This is a genomic window from Shewanella sp. DC2-4 (assembly GCF_013248875.1).
GTDB classification, from domain to species: domain Bacteria; phylum Pseudomonadota; class Gammaproteobacteria; order Enterobacterales; family Shewanellaceae; genus Shewanella; species Shewanella oncorhynchi.
In genome coordinates this window covers 1,516,010-1,536,103 of the sequence record NZ_JABRVR010000002.1, presented here as the reverse complement: position 1 = coordinate 1,536,103, position 20,094 = coordinate 1,516,010, and the positions used below count along the sequence as shown (strand labels likewise).

Sequence of the window (20,094 nt, the reverse complement as noted above, 5' to 3'; positions counted from 1 at the left end):
TGTTTAGCTTACACGTGTTCGCTAATCTTGGCGGCTCTTATTGCTGGAGTAGTAAAACAATGAACAAAGCAAACAGTTTCAATAAAGAAGAACTCATCGCCTGTGGCCATGGGAAATTATTTGGTCCAAACTCACCTCGTCTGCCTGTCGATAACATGCTGATGATAGATAGAATCGTTACTATCAATGATAATGGCGGTGAGTTTGGCAAAGGTGAAATTGTCGCTGAACTCGATATTAATCCAGACTTATGGTTTTTTGACTGCCACTTTATTACCGACCCGGTAATGCCTGGCTGTTTAGGGCTAGATGCCATGTGGCAACTCGTTGGCTTCTATTTAGGCTGGGAAGGCGCAGAAGGCAAAGGACGTGCTCTGGGTGTAGGTGAAGTGAAGTTTACGGGTCAAGTATTACCAGGCGCTAAGAAAGTCACTTATAAACTCAATATCAAGCGTACTATTCACCGTAAACTGGTGATGGGTATTGCCGATGCAATCCTTGAAGTTGATGGTCGTCAAATCTACAGTGCAACCGATCTTAAAGTCGGTGTCTTTAGCGATACGTCTACATTCTGATCAGTCTTACTCCAAGACACTGAAGATATCAGTACTGCAGATATAAAAATGCCCTCATCTGAGGGCAATATGCTGCATTACTTTGCTTGTTCTGGGCTATTTAATTAATGAGTAAAACTCAATTATTTATTAAATAGCCCATTAACTCGGCCATCCACACCTTCACGCCAACCGCCTAACCACTGCGATCGCGAATCAAGATTTGCATATGGACAGAGCTCCTTAGAGCGTCCACCAACCCCAGCTTGGAATCCTTTTGAAAAAGCTCTGTCTAAACGATCTCGTTTTTGTCTTTTCATGCAAGCGTCCTCTGTTCTACATAAAATAGAAGCAAAAGCTTCACCCATAGAAATAGTGCTTTTTGACGCCAAGATCAATCAAAAAATCGGCTATTATACTGACTATTTATTAAACTATTGAGATCTTAGCGAAAAAAAATCGAGGCATTTCGCCTCGATTTTTTTAGTCTGAATTGAAGCTTAAAACTTAACGAATTCGACGACGGAACCACACCAATGGCAAGGCAAATAACCAAGCTAACGTTGCCGCACCAGAACGCTCAAAATTACCGGTATCGGTACTATCTTCAACAGTACAAGCTTCACCACTGGTAGCCGGTTTAAGTACAACCATACGTGGAACATAAGCCGTTACAGGCTCGCCACTACCACTCAGCTCAAATAGCGGTAAGCCATTTTCACCCATAACTATGTTGCCATCTTTATCAAATTGATAAGAAGGTTTACGAATAAAAGCCGTACCTACGATAGTGCCATCTTCATTGATACTCGTACCTTCAACCACTAAAATATCAGCGTTATATTGAAGAATTTTACCCGAGCCATCCTGAACTTCGACCTGATGACGTGCCCAGCTACCATCGTTTGATTTTTCATACCCCTTAGACTCGCAGGTCAGCAATTTATTGATATTGCTAAACTCACCCGTCGACTTCTCATACAGGAAACCCGCTTTGGGGCGTGGCTTCTCTTTATCGTAAGTCGTTTCAACGTAACCAACTACTTGACCTTTATTGTTAATATCCTTGGGTTTACTCGAAAGATCCGTTGCCGTTGAGGCAAAATCATTAGGGGTTACATAGCCAACATCGGGTGTATTAGTATCAAAATAGAAAAACTTGTCGCGCAAATAACCTTGAATATAGCTACGATAACTACCGACAAGAATACCACTATCATTGATGTCATAGGCAATGGAACTTGAAATCGATTCGCCCATTGGGATCCAGTGGTATTTATAATTACCTTCGGCATCCTTAGCCCAATAAGCCGCATCTTGGTGCAACTTATCTGTATTGTTGTTACGATAAACGTGCGAGCGACCAACAACCACGCCGTTATCATTCACGCCGAGCGCCTGAGCAGTAAAGGTTAAGGTGTTATCAGCTTTAGGCGTTAACCCTAAAGGCAACTCAATTCCCGTAGCGATATTATTGTCGATTTGCCATACATAGGCACGCGTCTGGTACTGAATGTTACGCGTACCCGTAGAGTTCGGATATTGCTCACGTTGTACACAAACATCCAACGGCAAAGTATTATCCGAGCCTAAACAATAATTAACACGATCACTACCATATTTACTGATAGCAGTACTGGCATAACCAGCCACTAAGTTATTATTATTAATAGCTGTAGCAGCAGACCATCCACCTAACTCTGCGGTTTTAGTCTTATCAGCATTAACAAATTGCGTGTAGGGAGGAACTAATGGAATTTCAGTGCTACCCACTTTTACAACACCGCGGAACTCATAGTCGCGGTAATACCAATAATCATCGGTAACATCAGTAGTTGCAGTGTTCTCTGTTTTCTTTTCAGGCGCAGTCATGCTGCCCACTTTAATACTGGCATCATTAATACCGTAATAAAAGGTATCAACAGAGTTAATCACAGCAGTATCATTTGGCGGTGTAGTACCATTAATGCTGTCGAATGTCGGTAACCAAGCCCCAGCTGCACCATTTTCTGCAGCAATAAAAGCAAAGTTATTTGCAACAATGGCAGCGGTAATAGAATAAGTAATGGTTTCTTCTGGTGCGATACCGTCGGCAACATCAATCACGCCGCCTTCGACATCTGAACTGCTGAGTTTTTTCTTACCCTTTGAAATACCGACTAATTCACCACTAGCATTTACACCTAAAGCATAACCGTTACGAGTGCCTTCAAGCGTGCCCTGCAGGTCATAATTATCGATATTAACGATTTCATAGACAGGCGCAGCATGGGCACTGTTTAATACACCAAGGACACCTAAGGCAACCAAGGAAAGGGCTTTATCCAACTTTGACTTCATTAATTCTATTCCCATTTTTATTATTGGTTTACTTCAGTGACTCAAGCTCTTCCCAACGCTCGAAGCAAACTTCCAATTGCTTTTCTTTATCAGCCAACAGACTCAATACCTGATTGACTTTATCCTGCGCCTGACTATAAAAGTCTGAATGTCCAATAGTGGTCTGCAATGCGAGAATTTCTGCCTCCAATTGCTCCATCACATTAGGTAGCGACTCTAACTCACGCTGTAGCTTATACGACAGTTTTTTTACCGCTTTCACAGGTTCTACAGTTTTAACTTCAACGGGTTTAGTTTCAACCGCAGGAGCTTCGACCGCCTTTTGCGAACTAGGTTCCTCAGAATAAAACTTTGCCCCTTGGTTCACGGCATCTTGATAACCACCTACATACTCGCTCCAATGGCCATTACCCGCATACCACCAGCTACTGGTCACAGTATTGTCGATAAATGCCCTATCATGGCTCACTAGCAACAACGTACCTTGGTATTCAGTGAGCAACGACTCTAGCAATTCTAAGGTCTCAATATCAAGATCGTTAGTTGGCTCATCGAGAATGATTAAGTTTGCAGGGCGAATTAATAACTTAGCCAATAACAAACGGTTCTTCTCACCACCCGACAGCGCTTTCACTGGCGTTCTGGCACGCATAGGCGAGAACAAGAAGTCCTGCAAATAACTTAAAATGTGGCGGTCTTGACCATTGATCGTGATGGTCTTTTTACCTTCACCAACGTTATCTTCAACGGTTTGCTCAGGATCTAACGCTTCACGATATTGGTCGAAATAAGCGATTTCGAGCTTAGTACCGACTTTAATTTCGCCCGATTGCGGTTGCAGCTTCTCGATTAACAGCTTGATCAAGGTTGATTTACCACAACCGTTTGGCCCAATCAGCGCAATACGGTCACCGCGGATAACCGTCGTATTAAAGTTTTTAACCAGATTTTTATCGGGCAGATTGAAGTTAAGATCGGTCACATCAAAGACTAACTTACCAGAACGTTCAGTATCCGATACTGCCATTTTAGCATTGCCTTGACGATTCAGACGTTCACTTCGCTCTTCACGTAGCGCCTTCAGTGCGCGAACTCGACCTTCGTTACGGGTACGTCTGGCTTTAACGCCTTGACGGATCCACACTTCTTCATCGGCGAGACGCTTGTCAAACAAGGCATTTTTCTCGGCTTCGACGCGCAGCCATTCTTGCTTACCATCAAGATACATTTGATAGTTGCCCGGCCATGAGGTCACCACACCACGGTCTAAATCGACAATCCGCGTCGCCATACGGGCAATAAAGCCCCTATCGTGGCTGATAAAGACGATAGCGCCTTGATAATCAAGTAAAAACTTTTCAAGCCACTCGATAGTGTCTATGTCTAAATGGTTGGTCGGTTCATCAAGTAACAACAGATCTGGCTCGCTCACCAGTGCTCTGGCTAACGCCACTTTACGCTGCCAACCACCCGATAACTCGCTCAAGGATTTGTCAGGATCGAGTCCTAATAATTCGCAGTTTTGTTGGATACGAGAATCTAGCTGCCATCCATTATAGTGGTCTAAGGTTTCTTGCAGACCTTGCATTTCATTCAGCATACGATCCATTTGCTCGGGATCGGCATGGGCCACATCGTGGGACAATTGATGATAACGCTCAAGCGCCTCGCCCACTTCCTTTAATCCCGCAGCAATATAAGCGTATACCGTGCCTTGCTCAGCCTTTGGCGGATCTTGTTGTAGACGGCTAACGGTCACATTACCAGCGATGTTGAATTCGCCTTCATCCAGCAGTACATCACCAGATAACACTTTTAATAAACTCGACTTGCCAGCACCATTACGGCCAACAATACACACGCGCTCGCCGCGTTGAATAGTAAAATCCGCTTTTTGTAACAACGGAGTGTAACCATAGGCTAAAGAGCCACTATTGATACGAACCAGACTCAAACTAAGCTCCTGTAAACTCTTGTAATTGCGTTGCGTTAAATGGCCAATGTAATTCTCTACCATCCCAAGCTTTAAGCACAGGGATCGATACGCCATAACGCTGCGCGAGGTATTCATCGTCACAAATATCTATGGCCCGATAGCCAATGTCAGCCGCGTCCAGTAAGGCCGCGGCCAGTTCACACAGATGACATCCCTCTGTGTGATATAGCAGATAATGCCTGTTATCTAATTCTGCTTGAGTCAACTCAGGCATGGGTGATAAGCCAAGTATTATGAATATGTGGATTACGTTTGTAGTCCATAGGCAAAGTCACGTCATCAATGTTCTTCACATTAATGTTCATCTTTGTCAGCGCCTCTATGTCCATCTTAAACTTACGTTTATTATTAGAGAACACTAGCTCGCCCGTTGGGCTGAGCAGTTTCACTAAGGATGCCAGTAAGTTCACATGGTCTCTCTGCACATCGAATGAATCTTCCATACGCTTAGAATTTGAGAAGGTCGGCGGATCGATAAAAATCAGATCGTACTGTTCACGGCAATCACGGATCCACTGCATGCAGTCAGATTGAACAAACTCATACTGCTTACCTTGCAGTCCATTGAGTGCAAAGTTGTCCTTCGCCCAAGCAATATAGGTATTTGACATATCCACCGTCGTCACCGATTTAGCCCCACCAAGCGCCGCATGCACAGAAGCAGAACCTGTGTAAGAGAACAGGTTAAGTACCCGGCGTCCCTTCGATTTTTGACCGACTAAACGGCGTGTCAATCTGTGATCGAGGAATAAACCTGTATCCAAATAACCGGTTAAGTTCAGTTTGAACTTAGCGCCATATTCGGTAGTGATAAGCTCTAACTTACGCTCATCCAGCTTTTGATACTGACTCGTGCCCTTTTGACGCTCACGGGTCTTCATGATCATCTTGTTCGGATTGATACCAATGGCCGACGGCAGTGCTAACAATACATCGCTTAAACGACGCTTGGTTACGGCTTCAGGTATAGTTGCTGGCGCCATATATTCTTGAATAATCACGTAATCTAAGTATTTATCTACTGCGACGTTATATTCAGGAATGTCGGCATCATAAATACGATAGCTGTCGATGCCTTCTTTCTTGGCCCATTTCTCTAATAACTTGGCATTTTTCTTAATGCGGTTAGCAAATGCAGGGGCGATATCGGCAATGTCGACGCCGTCTGGCAGCACTGGCGTATCACGACGTGTACTGGTCGCATGTAAGGTATAAATGTTAAAGGCACATTCTAGAGCACCGTTGAACATCTTCATCTGTTTGTCGGCTTTAAGCTTAAGTGATGATACCAACTCGATATCACTACACAGCATGGCCACTTTCCAGCCGCCAAACTCTTTCTTAAACTTGTCGCCTAGCTGATAGTAAAGCTGCAATAACTCAGACACATTGCCTAAACGTTCACCATAAGGTGGGTTAGTGATCAAATATCCACTTTCTGCAGGCGGCGTTATCGTCAACGCATCTGCAACTTGAAACTCAATTAACTCGAGTACACCGGCATTTTCGGCGTTACGTTTGGCTAACGCGACTAAGCGCGAATCGATATCTGAGCCGTAGAATTTAATCTCGCAACGTTTCACGCCTAATGAGGCACGCGCTTTTGCTTCTTCAACGATTTCTTGCCACACAGCTTTATCATGACGACGCCAATGTTCAAACCCAAAACGGCTACGCTGTAAGCCAGGGGCAATATCGGCCGCCATTAAAGCCGCTTCAATCAGCACAGTTCCACTACCACAGAAAGGATCGAGCAAGGTCGAAGGTGCTGCTTGCCAGCCACTGCGCACTAACATGTTGGCGGCTAAGTTTTCCTTCAGTGGCGCTTCACCAGTAGTCGAACGATAGCCACGTTGATGCAGTGATGGACCAGAGAAGTTCATCGCAATCGTGATTACGCCATTACGAAAATGGGCATCAACTTTAAAGTCAGCATCGACGCGTGACACATTTGGGCGCTCAACGTCATCGTCCCGGAATCTATCCACAACCGCGTCTTTAATCTTGAGTGCGCCGAACTGGGTATTATTGATAAAACCACCCGTACCATGAAAATCGATACTAAAAGTGCTTTTATTGGAAAAATGCGCCGGCCAATCGACACAATAGGCGGCATTATAAAGTTGCTCTGCCGACTCGCAGCTGCCTTTATAGATAACCAACACGATACGGCTGGCTAAGCGTGTCCATAAAGTAATCCGATACGCTAAAGCTAAGGGGGCAGTGAAATACACACCAGCAACACTCTCTTTTACTTCAGTCGCACCAAATTCTGTCAGCTCTTGGGCTAAGCTATATTCAAAGCCCTTAGGGGCGGCGGCAAAAAAATTAAGCATGGGATAATCAGTACGCAGTCAAAATCAAAGCGACATTATACCTGCTCGAATACATAAAAGATAAACAGTTATTAGTCGAAACCCCATTTAGTCTCATCCTCGACCTAAGATAATCAACGAAAAATCCCTAACTTATGTTTAAATTGTATGAAAGCCCCCCACTCCGCTTTATATTTAAGCGTTCACCATCTTTTTCGATCTTCGTCCTTGCAATGCCAAGGCGCTGCCGTTATAGTCTGCCCCGCTTTGAAGACGGACGCGGGATGGAGCAGCATGGTAGCTCGTCGGGCTCATAACCCGAAGGTCGTAGGTTCAAATCCTGCTCCCGCAACCATTTAAAAGCAAAATAGTAAAGTAATACAGATAGATATCGGACGCGGGATGGAGCAGCATGGTAGCTCGTCGGGCTCATAACCCGAAGGTCGTCGGTTCAAATCCGGCTCCCGCAACCACTTTCTATATGTGTTTATAAAGAGAAACAGCTTATCGGGCTCAACTCCTTATAAACAACAGGCGAAGGTAGTCAGTTCAAATCCGGCTACTACAACCAATTCTTAGATGACAGAATTAAACAGTTATTAACAGCAACAATCGGACGCGGGATGGAGCAGCATGGTAGCTCGTCGGGCTCATAACCCGAAGGTCGTCGGTTCAAATCCGGCTCCCGCAACCACTTTCTACATGTGTTTATAAAGAGAAACAGCTTATTAGCCTCAACTCCTTATAAGCAACAGGCGAAGGTAGTCGCTGATTTAACATTAGCAACCCGGCTTCCGCAACCAATTCTTAGATGACAGAATTAAAACAGTTATTAACAGCAATAATCGAACGCGGGATGGAGCAGCATGGTAGCTCGTCGGGCTCATAACCCGAAGGTCGTCGGTTCAAATCCGGCTCCCGCAACCACTTTCTACATGTGTTTATAAAGAGAAACAGCTTATTAGCCTCAACTCCTTATAAGCAACAGGCGAAGGTAGTCGCTGATTTAACATTAGCAACCCGGCTTCCGCAACCAATTCTTAGATGACAGAATTAAAACAGTTATTAACAGCAATAATCGAACGCGGGATGGAGCAGCATGGTAGCTCGTCGGGCTCATAACCCGAAGGTCGTCGGTTCAAATCCGGCTCCCGCAACCACTTCTCTTCATGAAAGAGAAAAATAACCAGCACAAGCTGGTTTTTTTGTACCTAAAATTCATAATAACCCTCTGTAAAATCCTAACCAGAAGACCATCGACCTATAAACAACCGATGAAAGCAATCAGGTCAAATCCACTATAACAACAGCGTCCAAAATAAGATTTAAACTGATCAGCTGACATCAATACATTTTTTGGATGTCAAATTTCGCCATAAAAGTGTCGGACAATATGACTCCTGCCATGGCACCAAAGGAAACGGTGAAAATCATGATGAAAGGTAGAGGTTTCAAATAAGCGGAAGTGAGAACACCTTGACCGAACCAGTGCAGTATTAGACCAAGAATCATGATGCCAAAAGCGAACTTATTCGCGGCAAAAAACATCGAGATTTCGAACGCCCACAACTCTTTATTTTCCTTAAATTGAGCGAAACCGAAATAGAGATAAAGCAGTAATGCCACTATAGCGAGAGTACAAATACTGAGTGCATAGCTTAATTGAGAAGCCCTAGCCGATACGTATGGCATAAATACCGACACCCAACCAAAGTATCAGCAGCGGCAATAAAATGAGTCCCATTTTTATCCTTAAAAGTTGAGATAGACATACACTTAACACCTAAAGCGAGCTCTGAAAATGAGCGCTTAGAACAAATTCTTAAAGTTAGTACTTGGAGTGCGTATTTAAAGTTCGTTCTTAGAGTGAGAGCCTTAAGTAACAGCTTAAATAGCATAGAGATCAGCATGTTATTTTAACCGCGCCATATGATACACACTGACAAACTCACCATTTCTAAAAGCAAAATCCTTCGACTCACCTTCCATTACAAAGCCAAACTTTTTATATAGACCAATTGCGGCATGATTATCGGTATAAACCGTTAATTCAATTCGTTTTATATTCATCCATTTATCGGTAAGCTCAAGCATCGCGTTAATCAAGGCACTGCCTATACCGCGGCCTTGCCAACTGTCTTTTACACCCATGCCAAAGGAGGCAACATGCCTACGGCGAGGTTGCTCATACACTTCAAAACCTAACTCACCGACAATTTCACCTTCAATCTCTGCGACATAACGATGAACATGATTCGATGTTGCAGCAAGACGCGCCTCCCATTTATCGGTCGATGGCAAAGGTAATTGCAAGGTACCGGCATAGGCATTTGGACAGGCATATACTGCTTGAATGGCTGCAGCGTCACTCTTCTCTGCATGCCTAATCATAATATTTCCCAATGAGTCCCCTCCCTGGTTTTGAAATAAAAAAGAAGTGGCCAATTCAACGTACACAGAACTAAGCACACAGAACTAAGCCCAACGAATTGACTTAGGCATACTGTGGATCACTGTGATTAAGCAACTCAACCCGATTTTTATTAAACCGACTTTACGGATGAAGCTCACATAAGACAAGTATGAAATTTAAAAAACTATTGATAAACATGGATTTTATACAGATAGATATCAATCAATATAGGAATTGAATCAACCACCGCCCTGTCTCCATAACCCAGCCTCAACACCTAGGTTGAAACTCTGGGCAAATAAAAACCCGCTCAAGATAAGATCTTGGCGGGTTTATAAGATTCAGGCACTAAGGTGATAATCGAGTTGAATACTTCAGCCTTCAATTAATCCAATACAATCAATAGTATGGTTCTAATATAAACTGTTTAATTAAAGTGGTAAACGACCATTAAAGGACAGCGCCAACGTAGTACTATCCACGTATTCCAACTCGCCACCTACGGGTACGCCATGGGCAATACGGCTTATCATCACTTTGTGACGTCTGGCCATATCGGCAATAAAATGCGCTGTAGCCTCACCTTCTACTGTTGGATTTGTCGCTAAAATCAGTTCGGTGACATCACCCGATGCCAAATGGCGCTCGAGTAACGCTAAGCCTAACTCTTCTGGCCCCACGCCATCGAGGGGCGATAAATGGCCTAAAAGCACAAAGTAACGGCCAGTGAAATGTCCACCCGCTTCAATGGCTAACACATCAGCCGGCGTTTCCACCACACAAATGGTGGAGGACGTTCCGCGTTTATGGCTAGCACAGATCGGACAGAGGGCTTCTTCAGTGTAGGTTCGGCAAGACTGACAATGACCGACGTCACTCATCGCACTGGACAGCGCACTGGCTAATTTAAGCCCTGCTTTTCTGTCACGCTCGAGTAACTGAAACGCCATACGTTGCGCCGATTTAGGCCCAACCCCAGGTAAACAACGCAGGGACTGAATTAACTCATCTAACAATGGACTAAATTTCATCGGCTATCTCAATTAAAATGGCATTTTCATGCCTGGTGGTAATTGCATGCCACCAGTAACTTCAGCCATTTTAGTTTTTTGGTTTTCTTCGATTCGACGAGCAGCGTCATTACAGGCCGCAGCAATCAAATCTTCCAGCATTTCTTTGTCGTCTTCCATCAGGCTTGGGTCGATTTCGACTTTACGCACTGTGTGCGCGCCTGTCATAGTCACTTTCACCAAACCAGCACCAGATTCACCCACCATTTCCATACGGGCGATTTCTTCCTGCATTTTGGCCATTTTTTCTTGCATCATCTGGGCCTGTTTCATCAAATTGCCCATACCGCCTTTTCCAAACATAGTCATTTCTCTTCTATTAGGGTTAGTCGCAAGCATTAACGCGGCTAATCTTACTTAAATAAATGGGATTGGCAATCAATGCCGTTATCTTGTTAATAAACTTATGATCTCGATGCAGAGTTTCTCAGCAGCATCACTATAAATATGCACTCGAAACCTAAATTTAAACCACAACGCTACAAATTAACGATGAAAATTTTACCCAAAGACTCGCCAATAATGGCTAACTCGCGGCCTCAGTTAACTCTGGTAACGCTTGTATTTGCTGACTGCGTAAATTCAACAACTCTGGCGGATACACTAGACTATCGGCATCGAGTTCGGCGCCCATACGTTGGATCAACCATTGCACATTGTCATCATGAATCAATGATTGATGCGCTTGTTGCAGCAACTCTTGGTGGAAACGCTTACGTAACTCTAAGGGCGTTTCCCGCTGTTCATCGATTCCTATGACCACTTGTACCCGTCTTGGGTTCCCGAGCGCGGTAGTTAAGGCTTGCTCAAGCTGCACTATGGCAACATCAGCCGCTAAATGCTTCTGGTTTGGTTTAAGCAGCAAAGGCAAAGGATCGCTCAAGGTTTGGCAGACAGAATTAACCGCCAGTTGCCGCACTCGCCCGCCGATCTCTAAGCTCGCCATCAACTTGTACCAATGTAAATCTAATGGATGGCCGCTAATAGGTTGAGTCGAACTGAGCGCGACTTGTGTCTCCTGCGTGTGTTCCACTGTATTCGACGCATTTGTCAGTGCTGTTGTGCTAGCCGAAGCAAACTCTGAGGCGGGTATTTCTTCTTGACGTACAGCCTGAGTTTGAAGTATTTCCGACTTCAAACTTGATGCTGTGAGCTGCCCGTCACTCAGGGATAGAGTGTCATCTTGTGCATGATTAGGTGCGTAACTCTCGCCTAAAAGCTCTTGAGCATGACTGGCTTGAACATTATTTATATCAGTAGCTTGCGCGCTCACAGGCTGAACACTGTCAGTCTTATTGCTATCGACTTGCGTCACTTCGATAGATTCAGCTTCAGGCGCTGCCTCCCAAGGCGGACGATCATATGTAGCAGACGGTTTGACAGGTTTCTCAGAGACAATTCCAGTTGAGATGACGACTGAAGATACTGCTTGGTGCAGATCGATAGGCTCAAGATCTAAGTCGAAGTCATCATCAAAATCTATCGCTAAATCAGGGTCTAAATCAGATGCTGGATCAACAGAAAATGCCACACTTGACTGACTCGCTTCAATTTTAGTCACCGATTTAGGTAAGGTTACACCATGTGATTTAGTGTTTGGCGTCTTAAGTTTTGAGTCCAATGACGACTTTTTTTCATCACCGTCCTTAGCACTTAAGGCGTCAAGATCCGATAACAGTGAATCCCGCGCCGCCAACACCGCCGAGAGAATATCATCGTCGGCTAATGATGCGGAGGCTAGTGTTGGAATTGGAATTGATGTCTGAGGAGACACTTGAGCCATTACTACTGACTGACTATCAACTGAGCCTTCCATGCCTACAGCGCTTTGAATATCAGCAGAATTTTGAACATTATCTAAGTGTTGAACATCATCAGGCACAGCATGAGAGTCAAAGCTGTGATGAAAATCATCGTCATTGTAAGAGCCGGAGGAGAATTCAACATAAGCATCTTGATAGGAATCGAGCGGCGCTGACTCTTGGGCATAAGCTCCCATCACTGGATATGAATGCTCGACTTCAGTTCCATAGGGACTATGTTCATCAAGCTCCTTTTGCTCTAGCGTACTATTAGTAAGAGTATGGTTGAGGGAGTCAACAGCAGTGTTTTCATCAACAGTCTCTTGAACAGCACTGTCTTTCTCTGCAATGTCACTACCAACAGCCACAGCGCTTGAACCAACAACCATTTCAGCCGCTGCTGGATTAACAATACTCGACTCGGCAGTTGCCCCAATGAATTCAGGAACTTCACTATTCTGAGCATCTAAACTCGCAACCGATGCCCCAATGTCAGCAGCAGCTTCAGTAACTTGAGAAAGCGCTTGAGCGGTTGATACTTTTTGAGTTTGTGGCTCGACCTCAGCATTCACTATCTCAACGTTTAAGCTGCCAGCGTTAAATCCCTGACTCTGCGCCTGACTTAGAATCACCGCCTGTTCGGCAATTAATGCCGCATCCGCTTCGAGCTCAGCATCAAGTGCCAGCTCTGCGGTATCGGCAGGCTCAATTAATACCGTTTTTTTTTCAGCAGGCAGTTGTTCCGCAGTATGTGGCTCAGAAAACTTTTGTTCTTTTACATCAGGAGCTTGCGCTGTCGCAACTGGCGTTTGCCCTTCGGATAAACTGATCTCAGCGACCGCATCAGGCTGCCAGCGCTTTACTGGCTTTTCAGGCACAAACGCCACAGCGCGTAATAGTGCCATCTCAAGACCCGATTTAGGGTCTGGTGCATGGGGTAAATCTTTGCGGCCGGTTAATAAAATCTGATAATAAAGCTGCACTTGTTCCGGCTTAAGCTGTTCGGCAAAGGCGCGAATCTGTGCGCTATACAAGGATTGCTGCGCGCAAGCGGGGGCAAATTGGGTCAAGGTAATTTGATGTAACAACTCAAGTAAACTGCGTAGCACTTCTTGGGCATCTGCGCCGTACGCAAGCACTTGGGCACAGGTATGCATTAACACACCAATATCGGCATCGGTTAAGGCGTTAAGCAAGGCAACTACATGCTGCTCATCAATACTGCCAAGCATGGTTTGCACTTGGCCAAGCATCACATTACCGCCACCAAAGGCAATGGCTTGATCTGTCAAACTCAAGGCATCACGCATACTGCCATTGGCAGCTTTAGCCAGCAATTTTAGGGCTTCTGCATCAAAGGGAAACTGCTCTTGGGTCAAGATATGATTGAGCTGAGTGCCAATTTCAGCTTGGGTCAGGCTTTTTAAATTGAACTGCAAACAACGGGATAACACAGTCACTGGCAGTTTCTGCGGATCGGTTGTCGCCAGAAGAAATTTAACGTGCTCGGGGGGTTCTTCTAAGGTTTTTAGCAGTGCGTTAAAACTGCTGCGCGACAGCATATGCACTTCGTCGATGAGATAAACCTTAAAGCGGCCACGGGTTGGACGATACTGCACATTGTCTAACAGCTCACGGGTATCATCGACCTTAGTGCGAGATGCGGCATCGACTTCAATCAAATCGACAAAACGACCTTGGGCGATTTCCACACAGCTACCGCAAACACCACAGGGAGTGGCTGTCACGCCTTGTTCGCAATTTAAGCCTTTGGCAAAGAGTCGCGCCAAGCTGGTTTTACCGACACCGCGCGTTCCCGTAAACAGGTAAGCATGGTGTAAGCGCTGCTGGCTTAACGCATTGGTCAAGGCATGCAAAACATGGCTTTGGCCAACCATTTGATCAAATGTGGCAGGGCGCCATTTTCTGGCTAACACCTGATATGACATGGAACTCCCCAGAGTATGTGATACAAAAGCGGGAGCATGCGCCCCGAGAACTTTGAAAGATAACATGCCATGATTTGACATGCCATCAAACTATCCCAAGGCGCCTTTAGCTGCAGATTTATTCGCCTTCAAACTCACAAAGTTTAACCAACTCAAGCCCTAATGCGGTTAAACGTGCTTCACCACCTAAATCAGGTAATGAGATCACAAAGGCCGCATGTTTAACTTCACCGCCGAGTTGGCGGATCAGTTTAACGGTCGCTTCGATAGTACCGCCAGTGGCGAGTAAATCGTCAACAACGAGCACTTTGTCATTTGCGCTAATCGCATCAGTATGAATTTCTAGGCTATCGTGACCGTATTCTAGTTCATAGCTTTGACTGATGGTTGCACGCGGCAATTTGCCGGGTTTACGCACAGGTACAAAACCGATACCCAATTCTAAAGCCAACGGTGCACCAAATAAGAAACCACGGGCTTCAGTGCCCACAATTTTGGTAAAGCCTTGACCACGATAATGTTCAACTAACAAGTCGATGGTCGCTTTATAGGCTGCTGCATTCTCAAGCAAACTGGTGACATCTCGAAATAAAATCCCTTCCTTAGGATAATTAGGAATCGTTTTAATGCTTTGCTTTATCAAGGATAAGGTTTCTGTATTCATAGCCATCATATTTGCTTAATAAGTTACTTAATCAATTCACCAACCTAGCGGTGGTGGTATAAAACAAAACGTCCACACTGGGTGGACGCATTGTCGAAAGTCGGACAAAGCTTATGCCGCTTTAGTTTTAGTTGCAACAATCACAATGCACAAGTGATGGAAAGGTTATCAATTTGTGCCTTAGATCAAACCCTGTTGGCACTCAGTTAAATAGCCTCAACAAGAACACGACTAAACTTTCAGTCACAGCGCCTGAGCCCATTCAATCACTCAATCATCCCTCTATTTCAGGTATACCTTTAAGATACCAAAGTAGGACCAATGCCATGACAAACAGCAGACCTTTTACCCAAAGGATAGGGACCACAATAATACTGACACTAAAACTGAGTGCGCTAACTATCATGGCTTTGCGTTTCAATCCCTTACGCATTGCTCGCTGCTCTTGCCACTGGGTTAAGGCGTCGGCAAACCAGGGATGTGTCATCAACCAATGGTGTAAACGTTCACTCGAGCGGGCAAAGCAAAAGGCAGCAAGCAAGATAAAAGGCACGGTCGGCAATATCGGTAGCACGATACCAACTAAACCTAAGACTAAAGCGGTTAAGCCTAACAGTAAAAATAATCCGCGCTTTAATACCATAGGTTTAAATGCCCTTTATCGGAAAAACAAAAGCCACTCGAAGAGTGGCCAATAGGCTACGCGCTAGAGATTAACGCTCGCTTAAATTAAACCTAAATGCTTTAACCAAGACAGACTTGCTGGCAGAGTCGGCAACAGTAAAACTAAAATAAAACCAATAAAATACAAAAAATTAAATGGGTCTTTAAACGGCTGACTACTCATTACAGCTCCTCTAGTATGTGCAAGTATAAGTGCGCAGGAATCGTACAGTGATTGAGATCACAAAACGGCCGACATTGTAGCGGTTTGTCAAATTAATAAAAACCCTCTAAATGTAGGGTTATTGCATTTATTTCGGCAATAAACCCAACCTTAAGACTGACGTCCGCGCACTATCCCTTTGGCCGCTAATTGCTCGAGTAACTGCATACAACCTTGCTCAATAATCTCTGGCGCCATTTGAGGGTAAGTGATTGTTAACCAATCAACTATCTCTTTAAAACCCGCTTGGCCTTGAGCTTGAAGAAATGCCAGCACCTGCGCGCTTAAGGGATTTAACTGTAAGAAGCACACTTCACAATCGGCATCTTGATAGAGACAAAAAAACACTGGCGTATCGAGTCGTTGCTGCGGCCGATAATCCTGACGAATGTGCTGCACCTCAAAATGATACTGCGCCACCCTCGCCGTCTGCGACAAACATAAAGCCTGCGTCGACATTTGCGCTAGGCTAAGTTGAGATTCATCCCCACTCGCCTGTGCGACCGCAACGGCCAACTCCAGCCATTCATAGTGCGCTAATTCGAGCATAAAAACAGGATCATTTGCCGTGGGCTGATATTCCTGCTGTAAAAAATCTAAAAACTCACCCGCGATATCGATAAAGATGGGCGATTGGCAATCATGTTGACTGAAAAAACGCTGCACCAAAGTCAGCCAATCCTCCTCAGAATACAAACTTTTCAGCACGGGGAAGCCGTTCGACACAAATCCCAGCACATTATTAAAAAATAACTCGCGGTAAACCTGCATACGCCGGAAATCAGTATCCACGGGCAATGGCGAAGATGGATCGCGGATATAATCGATAAAGGATTGCTGCACTTGCTTAAAATCCATTAGGCGATCCTCTTTACGGCATGAGCACTATTTTGGGCATGGGAGCTGGACGCCGCCATTTGATAACCGTGAATTTGATTTATCTCGAGCAACAATTCAGCGGTTGTCGGCAAATTAAAGTCACGCTCAAGCAAAGTCGGTTTTACCCCATGCAAAGCATAACAGCGCTGTAATAATGTCCAGACGGGATCGTTAATGGCGGCGCCATGGGTATCAATGAGCAGATCTTCAGCTTGTTTGTAGTGCCCAGCAATATGCAAATAGGCGATGCGCTCCGTCGGCATGGCCTGTAAAAAGGCATCGGCATCGTATTGATGGTTTATCGAGTTCACATAGATGTTGTTCACATCCAGTAGCAGTTTACAATCGGCTTCTTGCAGCACGGCATTAACGAATTCAAGTTCTGTCATTTGCGCACCTGGAGCGGCATAAAAAGACACATTTTCTAAAATAAGCGGCCGCTCTAGAATATCTTCTACTTGCTTGACCCGCGCCGCCACATGCTTCACCGCAGCGTCGGTAAAAGGGATAGGCATTAAATCATATAAGTGACCTTGCCCTGAGCAATAACTTAAATGTTCGGAATAGACTTGGATTTGATGTAAATCCATAAAGGTTTTGATATTTTTTACAAACGCGAGATCTAAAGGTTCAGGGCTACCAATGGATAAACTCAAACCGTGGCAGTAGAAAGTATGTTGCTCAGTCAACTCACGAAATTGGCGGCCAAATTTACCACCTAAGGTCATCCAATTCTCAGGTGCCACTTCAAAAAAATTAATAGCATCAGGCACCTGTAAACAAAATTCACTGAGCATTTCTCGTCTTAATCCCAGCCCTACCTGTGTCGTATTTTTTTGATCATTCATAGAACCTCACGAATGCTAACCTGTAATCGCTTAAGAATAAAACACAAGAGACCAGCGCTGGCTGGCCTCTTTAGGCTCAATTATCCCAATAACTGCAGGGATAAAACAAACCCGCTTTACTTCACTTCTTTTTTAACGGCTTCGACTTTAGCATCCACTTTTTCGGCGGTTTTCTTCATATCAGCGCCACATTTTGCTTCACCACACTTACCTTCATGGGCCTTATCAGCGGCTTTCTTCATGTCAGCACCGCATTTCGCTTCGCCACATTTCCCCTCATGAGCTTTATCTGCAGCCGCTTTTTTCATCTCAGCACCGCATTTAGCCTCACCACACTTACCTTCTTTGGCTTTTTCAGCGGCGGCTTTCTTCATGTCTGCGCCGCATTTGGCTTCACCACATTTGCCTTCTGAACCGACAATTTGATAGCCCGCATCCATAGCTTCAAAACCAAATGGGTTAGTTTGTGCATTGACAGCAAAAGCTGAACTCATCACAACTGAACCTAACGCTACTGCAACTGCTGTTTTTTTAACTGAATTCATAAATAATCCCTTCTTGTTTATTGAGTAATAATGACCAACAACAGTTTAAGTAGCTGGCTTACAACAAAAGACCTGCCTTATTTCGATTCTATTGCAAAAAATATCACTAAGTCACAGAAATGGTAAAAATATCCTGCTAGGACAATCAGTTTAGCTTGGATTTTATTTATTGGCGTACCTATTCATCCTCCTTCACAAGGCCACTTTGTAACTTAGGGCTGATAAGGTAGAATGCTCGCCCTTTGCAACAGATATGGGTTTACTGCAGTGCGTGTGATTTTGGCTCCAATGGAAGGCGTAGTAGACGCTTTGATGCGTGACATCCTATCGACCATCAATCCCTACGATTTGCTCGTCACCGAATTTGTGCGAGTGGTAGACCAACTGCTGCCTGAAAAGGTCTTTCTCAAACTGTGTCCTGAACTGCTCAACAACGGCAACACCCCTTCAGGTACGCCAGTACGAGTACAATTGCTTGGTCAAGAACCCCAATGTATGGGCGAAAATGCCCTGCGTGCCATTGAGCTAGGCTCACACGGTGTTGATGCAAACTTTGGCTGTCCAGCAAAAATTGTTAACCGCAGTAAAGGTGGCGCCGTATTATTGCAATATCCTGAGAGTGTGCACGATATTGTCAAAGCCATGCGTCAAGCAGTACCAAAAGAGCATGCCGTAACGGCCAAAATACGTTTGGGCTACGAAGATAAGTCACTGTTTATGGAAAACGCCATTGCTGTGTATGAAGCCGGTGCAACTGAACTTGCCATCCATGCGCGCAGTAAAGTCGACGGTTACAGACCGCCAGCCTACTGGGAATACATCACCGAAGTGCGCAAACGTTTGCCGATCCCGGTGATCGCCAACGGTGAAATTTGGAACAGTGACGATGCTAAGCGTTGTATCGAGGTCACGGGCTGCGACAGTATCATGATCGGCCGCGGGGCAATTTCATTGCCGAACTTGGCTGATACTATCAAGACAGGAGCCACTCCTTATACTTGGGCGCAAACCTTAGGGCTCATGCTCAGTTATACCCAAAGGGAACTCAATGGCCGTAAAAGTGACTATTATCCAGCCCGGATCAAACAGTGGTTTACCTATCTCAACCGTCAATATCCCGAAGCCGATACCTTGTTTAGGGAACTGCGAGTCTTTAAAACAACGGAAGAAATTGTCCGCGTATTAGAAACAGCGCAACGGAACTTATGCGACGAATAATCGCAACGATATATGTGATAAAAGGGCTTTTGCCGTAGCACATATAATGCGATAAGAATGAAGTACTTTTTCGATTTTTAACGGCTAAAAAACCGAAAATGTGGCAGATACTTGATCTTTATCATAGTCGTTGATAGTGGAACTATTAGACTGGACGCCTAGAGTCAAATGAAATAGGCGATTTTACGTGAGCACCACCCATATCAGACATGAATTGTCAGAGCTTGAAGCTAATCTAAGGAAAGAAATAGGCGCGCTCCCTCTGTTCCTCGAAGCCATAGGGGAGCATTACGCTAGCCTGAGTCTGGCAGAATTAATTGATAAATTGGCTCAGACACCACTGGCTGAACACCCACTATTTTGCCGATTAAATAAACTTGATGCCGCCTTTTGCCAGCTCGACTTAGGTCTCTACGGTCTTTGCTCGGATTGTGAGGCAGAAATTGAAAGCGAACGCTTAAGCCAAGATCCCACCGAACAACGCTGCACCTCCTGCGCCGAGCATTATCAGCATGAACACCGCCACGAACTGCGCCTCACGCATTGATAGCGCTCATTCGACACCCAGTAAACTGCCTTATAAGCAAAAAAACCTCCGCAAGCGGAGGTTTGAGT

General features: G+C 44.9%; 19 protein-coding genes and 5 tRNA genes. 8 read left to right on the top strand and 16 right to left on the bottom strand.

Annotation, left to right across the window (positions count from 1 at the left end):
* Window positions 1-59: 59 nt before the first annotated feature.
* Window positions 60-575, top strand: a complete 516-nt coding sequence (gene fabA, locus HQQ92_RS07465; protein WP_028759638.1) for a bifunctional 3-hydroxydecanoyl-ACP dehydratase/trans-2-decenoyl-ACP isomerase — start codon at window positions 60-62, stop codon at window positions 573-575.
* A gap of 122 nt (window positions 576-697) precedes the next feature.
* Here fabA and rmf read toward each other — a convergent pair whose 3' ends face one another.
* The 5 genes from rmf to rlmKL all read right to left on the bottom strand — a co-directional run bounded on the left by rmf (window position 698) and on the right by rlmKL (window position 7,226).
* Complete coding sequence (gene rmf, locus HQQ92_RS07460; protein ID WP_006082074.1) at window positions 698-874, bottom strand: ribosome modulation factor; 177 nt, start codon at window positions 872-874, stop codon at window positions 698-700.
* A 187-nt stretch (window positions 875-1,061) separates the two neighbouring features.
* Window positions 1,062-2,894: a DUF3466 family protein gene (locus HQQ92_RS07455; protein ID WP_173244279.1), complete on the bottom strand. Its 1,833-nt coding sequence runs from the start codon at window positions 2,892-2,894 to the stop codon at window positions 1,062-1,064.
* A 28-nt stretch (window positions 2,895-2,922) separates the two neighbouring features.
* Window positions 2,923-4,848, bottom strand: a complete 1,926-nt coding sequence (locus HQQ92_RS07450) for an ABC transporter ATP-binding protein (protein ID WP_173244276.1) — start codon at window positions 4,846-4,848, stop codon at window positions 2,923-2,925.
* Between the two features lies 1 nt (window position 4,849).
* Window positions 4,850-5,104, bottom strand: coding sequence for a glutaredoxin family protein (locus HQQ92_RS07445; protein WP_168827464.1), 255 nt, complete (start codon window positions 5,102-5,104; stop codon window positions 4,850-4,852).
* Window positions 5,097-7,226, bottom strand: coding sequence for a bifunctional 23S rRNA (guanine(2069)-N(7))-methyltransferase RlmK/23S rRNA (guanine(2445)-N(2))-methyltransferase RlmL (gene rlmKL, locus HQQ92_RS07440; protein WP_168827462.1), 2,130 nt, complete (start codon window positions 7,224-7,226; stop codon window positions 5,097-5,099). Before rlmKL ends, HQQ92_RS07445 begins: the two co-directional genes overlap by 8 nt.
* Window positions 7,227-7,483: 257 nt before the next feature.
* Here rlmKL and HQQ92_RS07435 point away from each other — a divergent pair.
* From HQQ92_RS07435 to HQQ92_RS07415, 5 genes are all read left to right on the top strand, one after another.
* Window positions 7,484-7,560, top strand: a tRNA-Met gene (locus HQQ92_RS07435).
* Between the two features lie 41 nt (window positions 7,561-7,601).
* Window positions 7,602-7,678, top strand: a tRNA-Met gene (locus tag HQQ92_RS07430).
* Between the two features lie 144 nt (window positions 7,679-7,822).
* Window positions 7,823-7,899, top strand: a tRNA-Met gene (locus tag HQQ92_RS07425).
* A 156-nt stretch (window positions 7,900-8,055) separates the two neighbouring features.
* Window positions 8,056-8,132: transfer RNA gene (locus tag HQQ92_RS07420), tRNA-Met, on the top strand.
* A gap of 156 nt (window positions 8,133-8,288) precedes the next feature.
* A tRNA-Met gene (locus tag HQQ92_RS07415) sits at window positions 8,289-8,365 on the top strand.
* A gap of 184 nt (window positions 8,366-8,549) precedes the next feature.
* On the opposite strand, the gene HQQ92_RS07410 is transcribed toward HQQ92_RS07415, so the two are convergent.
* The 11 genes from HQQ92_RS07410 to HQQ92_RS07365 form a co-directional block, all read right to left on the bottom strand.
* The gene (locus tag HQQ92_RS07410) at window positions 8,550-8,897 is read right to left on the bottom strand and encodes a hypothetical protein (protein WP_251071157.1); all 348 of its coding nucleotides are present in this window, start codon (window positions 8,895-8,897) and stop codon (window positions 8,550-8,552) included.
* A gap of 219 nt (window positions 8,898-9,116) precedes the next feature.
* Window positions 9,117-9,596, bottom strand: a complete 480-nt coding sequence (locus tag HQQ92_RS07405) for a GNAT family N-acetyltransferase (RefSeq protein ID WP_251071156.1) — start codon at window positions 9,594-9,596, stop codon at window positions 9,117-9,119.
* 453 nt (window positions 9,597-10,049) lie between these two features.
* On the bottom strand, window positions 10,050-10,649 hold the full coding sequence (gene recR, locus HQQ92_RS07400; protein WP_173244270.1) for a recombination mediator RecR: 600 nt from the start codon (window positions 10,647-10,649) through the stop codon (window positions 10,050-10,052).
* 12 nt (window positions 10,650-10,661) lie between these two features.
* Complete coding sequence (locus tag HQQ92_RS07395; protein ID WP_028759630.1) at window positions 10,662-10,991, bottom strand: YbaB/EbfC family nucleoid-associated protein; 330 nt, start codon at window positions 10,989-10,991, stop codon at window positions 10,662-10,664.
* Between the two features lie 223 nt (window positions 10,992-11,214).
* The gene (dnaX, locus tag HQQ92_RS07390) at window positions 11,215-14,439 is read right to left on the bottom strand and encodes a DNA polymerase III subunit gamma/tau (protein ID WP_251071155.1); all 3,225 of its coding nucleotides are present in this window, start codon (window positions 14,437-14,439) and stop codon (window positions 11,215-11,217) included.
* Between the two features lie 118 nt (window positions 14,440-14,557).
* Window positions 14,558-15,109 (bottom strand): adenine phosphoribosyltransferase, encoded by a 552-nt coding sequence (gene apt, locus HQQ92_RS07385; RefSeq protein ID WP_105252212.1) that lies wholly within the window; start codon window positions 15,107-15,109, stop codon window positions 14,558-14,560.
* Window positions 15,110-15,377: 268 nt separating this feature from the next.
* Complete coding sequence (locus tag HQQ92_RS07380) at window positions 15,378-15,746, bottom strand: YbaN family protein (RefSeq protein ID WP_113940896.1); 369 nt, start codon at window positions 15,744-15,746, stop codon at window positions 15,378-15,380.
* Window positions 15,747-15,827: 81 nt separating this feature from the next.
* Complete coding sequence (locus HQQ92_RS23855; protein ID WP_006082086.1) at window positions 15,828-15,950, bottom strand: hypothetical protein; 123 nt, start codon at window positions 15,948-15,950, stop codon at window positions 15,828-15,830.
* Between the two features lie 150 nt (window positions 15,951-16,100).
* A complete protein-coding gene (locus tag HQQ92_RS07375; protein ID WP_173244264.1) occupies window positions 16,101-16,847 on the bottom strand; it encodes a DUF2063 domain-containing protein in 747 nt (248 codons plus the stop codon).
* Window positions 16,847-17,716: a DUF692 domain-containing protein gene (locus tag HQQ92_RS07370; RefSeq protein WP_173244261.1), complete on the bottom strand. Its 870-nt coding sequence runs from the start codon at window positions 17,714-17,716 to the stop codon at window positions 16,847-16,849. Before HQQ92_RS07370 ends, HQQ92_RS07375 begins: the two co-directional genes overlap by 1 nt.
* A 116-nt stretch (window positions 17,717-17,832) precedes the next feature.
* Entirely contained in the window at window positions 17,833-18,261 is a 429-nt protein-coding gene (locus HQQ92_RS07365; protein WP_028759624.1) for a hypothetical protein, read from the bottom strand.
* Between the two features lie 267 nt (window positions 18,262-18,528).
* Here HQQ92_RS07365 and HQQ92_RS07360 point away from each other — a divergent pair, with 267 nt between their 5' ends.
* Window positions 18,529-19,479 (top strand): tRNA-dihydrouridine synthase, encoded by a 951-nt coding sequence (locus HQQ92_RS07360; RefSeq protein WP_105253104.1) that lies wholly within the window; start codon window positions 18,529-18,531, stop codon window positions 19,477-19,479.
* Between the two features lie 187 nt (window positions 19,480-19,666).
* Window positions 19,667-20,026, top strand: a complete 360-nt coding sequence (locus tag HQQ92_RS07355) for a TraR/DksA C4-type zinc finger protein (protein ID WP_028759621.1) — start codon at window positions 19,667-19,669, stop codon at window positions 20,024-20,026.
* The last annotated feature ends 68 nt before the right edge of the window (window positions 20,027-20,094 follow it).

What these genes read in the sequence shown, in the direction of transcription:
- HQQ92_RS07455 (WP_173244279.1), bottom strand. Translation starts at nt 2,894, where the DNA reads ATGAAGTCAAAGTTGGATAAAGCCCTTTCCTTGGTTGCCTTAGGTGTC.
- HQQ92_RS23855 (WP_006082086.1), bottom strand. Translation starts at nt 15,950, where the DNA reads ATGAGTAGTCAGCCGTTTAAAGACCCATTTAATTTTTTGTATTTTATT.
- rlmKL (WP_168827462.1), bottom strand. Translation starts at nt 7,226, where the DNA reads ATGCTTAATTTTTTTGCCGCCGCCCCTAAGGGCTTTGAATATAGCTTA.
- HQQ92_RS07395 (WP_028759630.1), bottom strand. Translation starts at nt 10,991, where the DNA reads ATGTTTGGAAAAGGCGGTATGGGCAATTTGATGAAACAGGCCCAGATG.
- HQQ92_RS07405 (WP_251071156.1), bottom strand. Translation starts at nt 9,596, where the DNA reads ATGATTAGGCATGCAGAGAAGAGTGACGCTGCAGCCATTCAAGCAGTA.
- apt (WP_105252212.1), bottom strand. Translation starts at nt 15,109, where the DNA reads ATGGCTATGAATACAGAAACCTTATCCTTGATAAAGCAAAGCATTAAA.
- rmf (WP_006082074.1), bottom strand. Translation starts at nt 874, where the DNA reads ATGAAAAGACAAAAACGAGATCGTTTAGACAGAGCTTTTTCAAAAGGA.
- HQQ92_RS07445 (WP_168827464.1), bottom strand. Translation starts at nt 5,104, where the DNA reads ATGCCTGAGTTGACTCAAGCAGAATTAGATAACAGGCATTATCTGCTA.
- HQQ92_RS07370 (WP_173244261.1), bottom strand. Translation starts at nt 17,716, where the DNA reads ATGAATGATCAAAAAAATACGACACAGGTAGGGCTGGGATTAAGACGA.
- fabA (WP_028759638.1), top strand. Translation starts at nt 60, where the DNA reads ATGAACAAAGCAAACAGTTTCAATAAAGAAGAACTCATCGCCTGTGGC.
- recR (WP_173244270.1), bottom strand. Translation starts at nt 10,649, where the DNA reads ATGAAATTTAGTCCATTGTTAGATGAGTTAATTCAGTCCCTGCGTTGT.
- HQQ92_RS07375 (WP_173244264.1), bottom strand. Translation starts at nt 16,847, where the DNA reads ATGGATTTTAAGCAAGTGCAGCAATCCTTTATCGATTATATCCGCGAT.
- HQQ92_RS07365 (WP_028759624.1), bottom strand. Translation starts at nt 18,261, where the DNA reads ATGAATTCAGTTAAAAAAACAGCAGTTGCAGTAGCGTTAGGTTCAGTT.
- dnaX (WP_251071155.1), bottom strand. Translation starts at nt 14,439, where the DNA reads ATGTCATATCAGGTGTTAGCCAGAAAATGGCGCCCTGCCACATTTGAT.
- HQQ92_RS07380 (WP_113940896.1), bottom strand. Translation starts at nt 15,746, where the DNA reads ATGGTATTAAAGCGCGGATTATTTTTACTGTTAGGCTTAACCGCTTTA.
- HQQ92_RS07410 (WP_251071157.1), bottom strand. Translation starts at nt 8,897, where the DNA reads ATGCCATACGTATCGGCTAGGGCTTCTCAATTAAGCTATGCACTCAGT.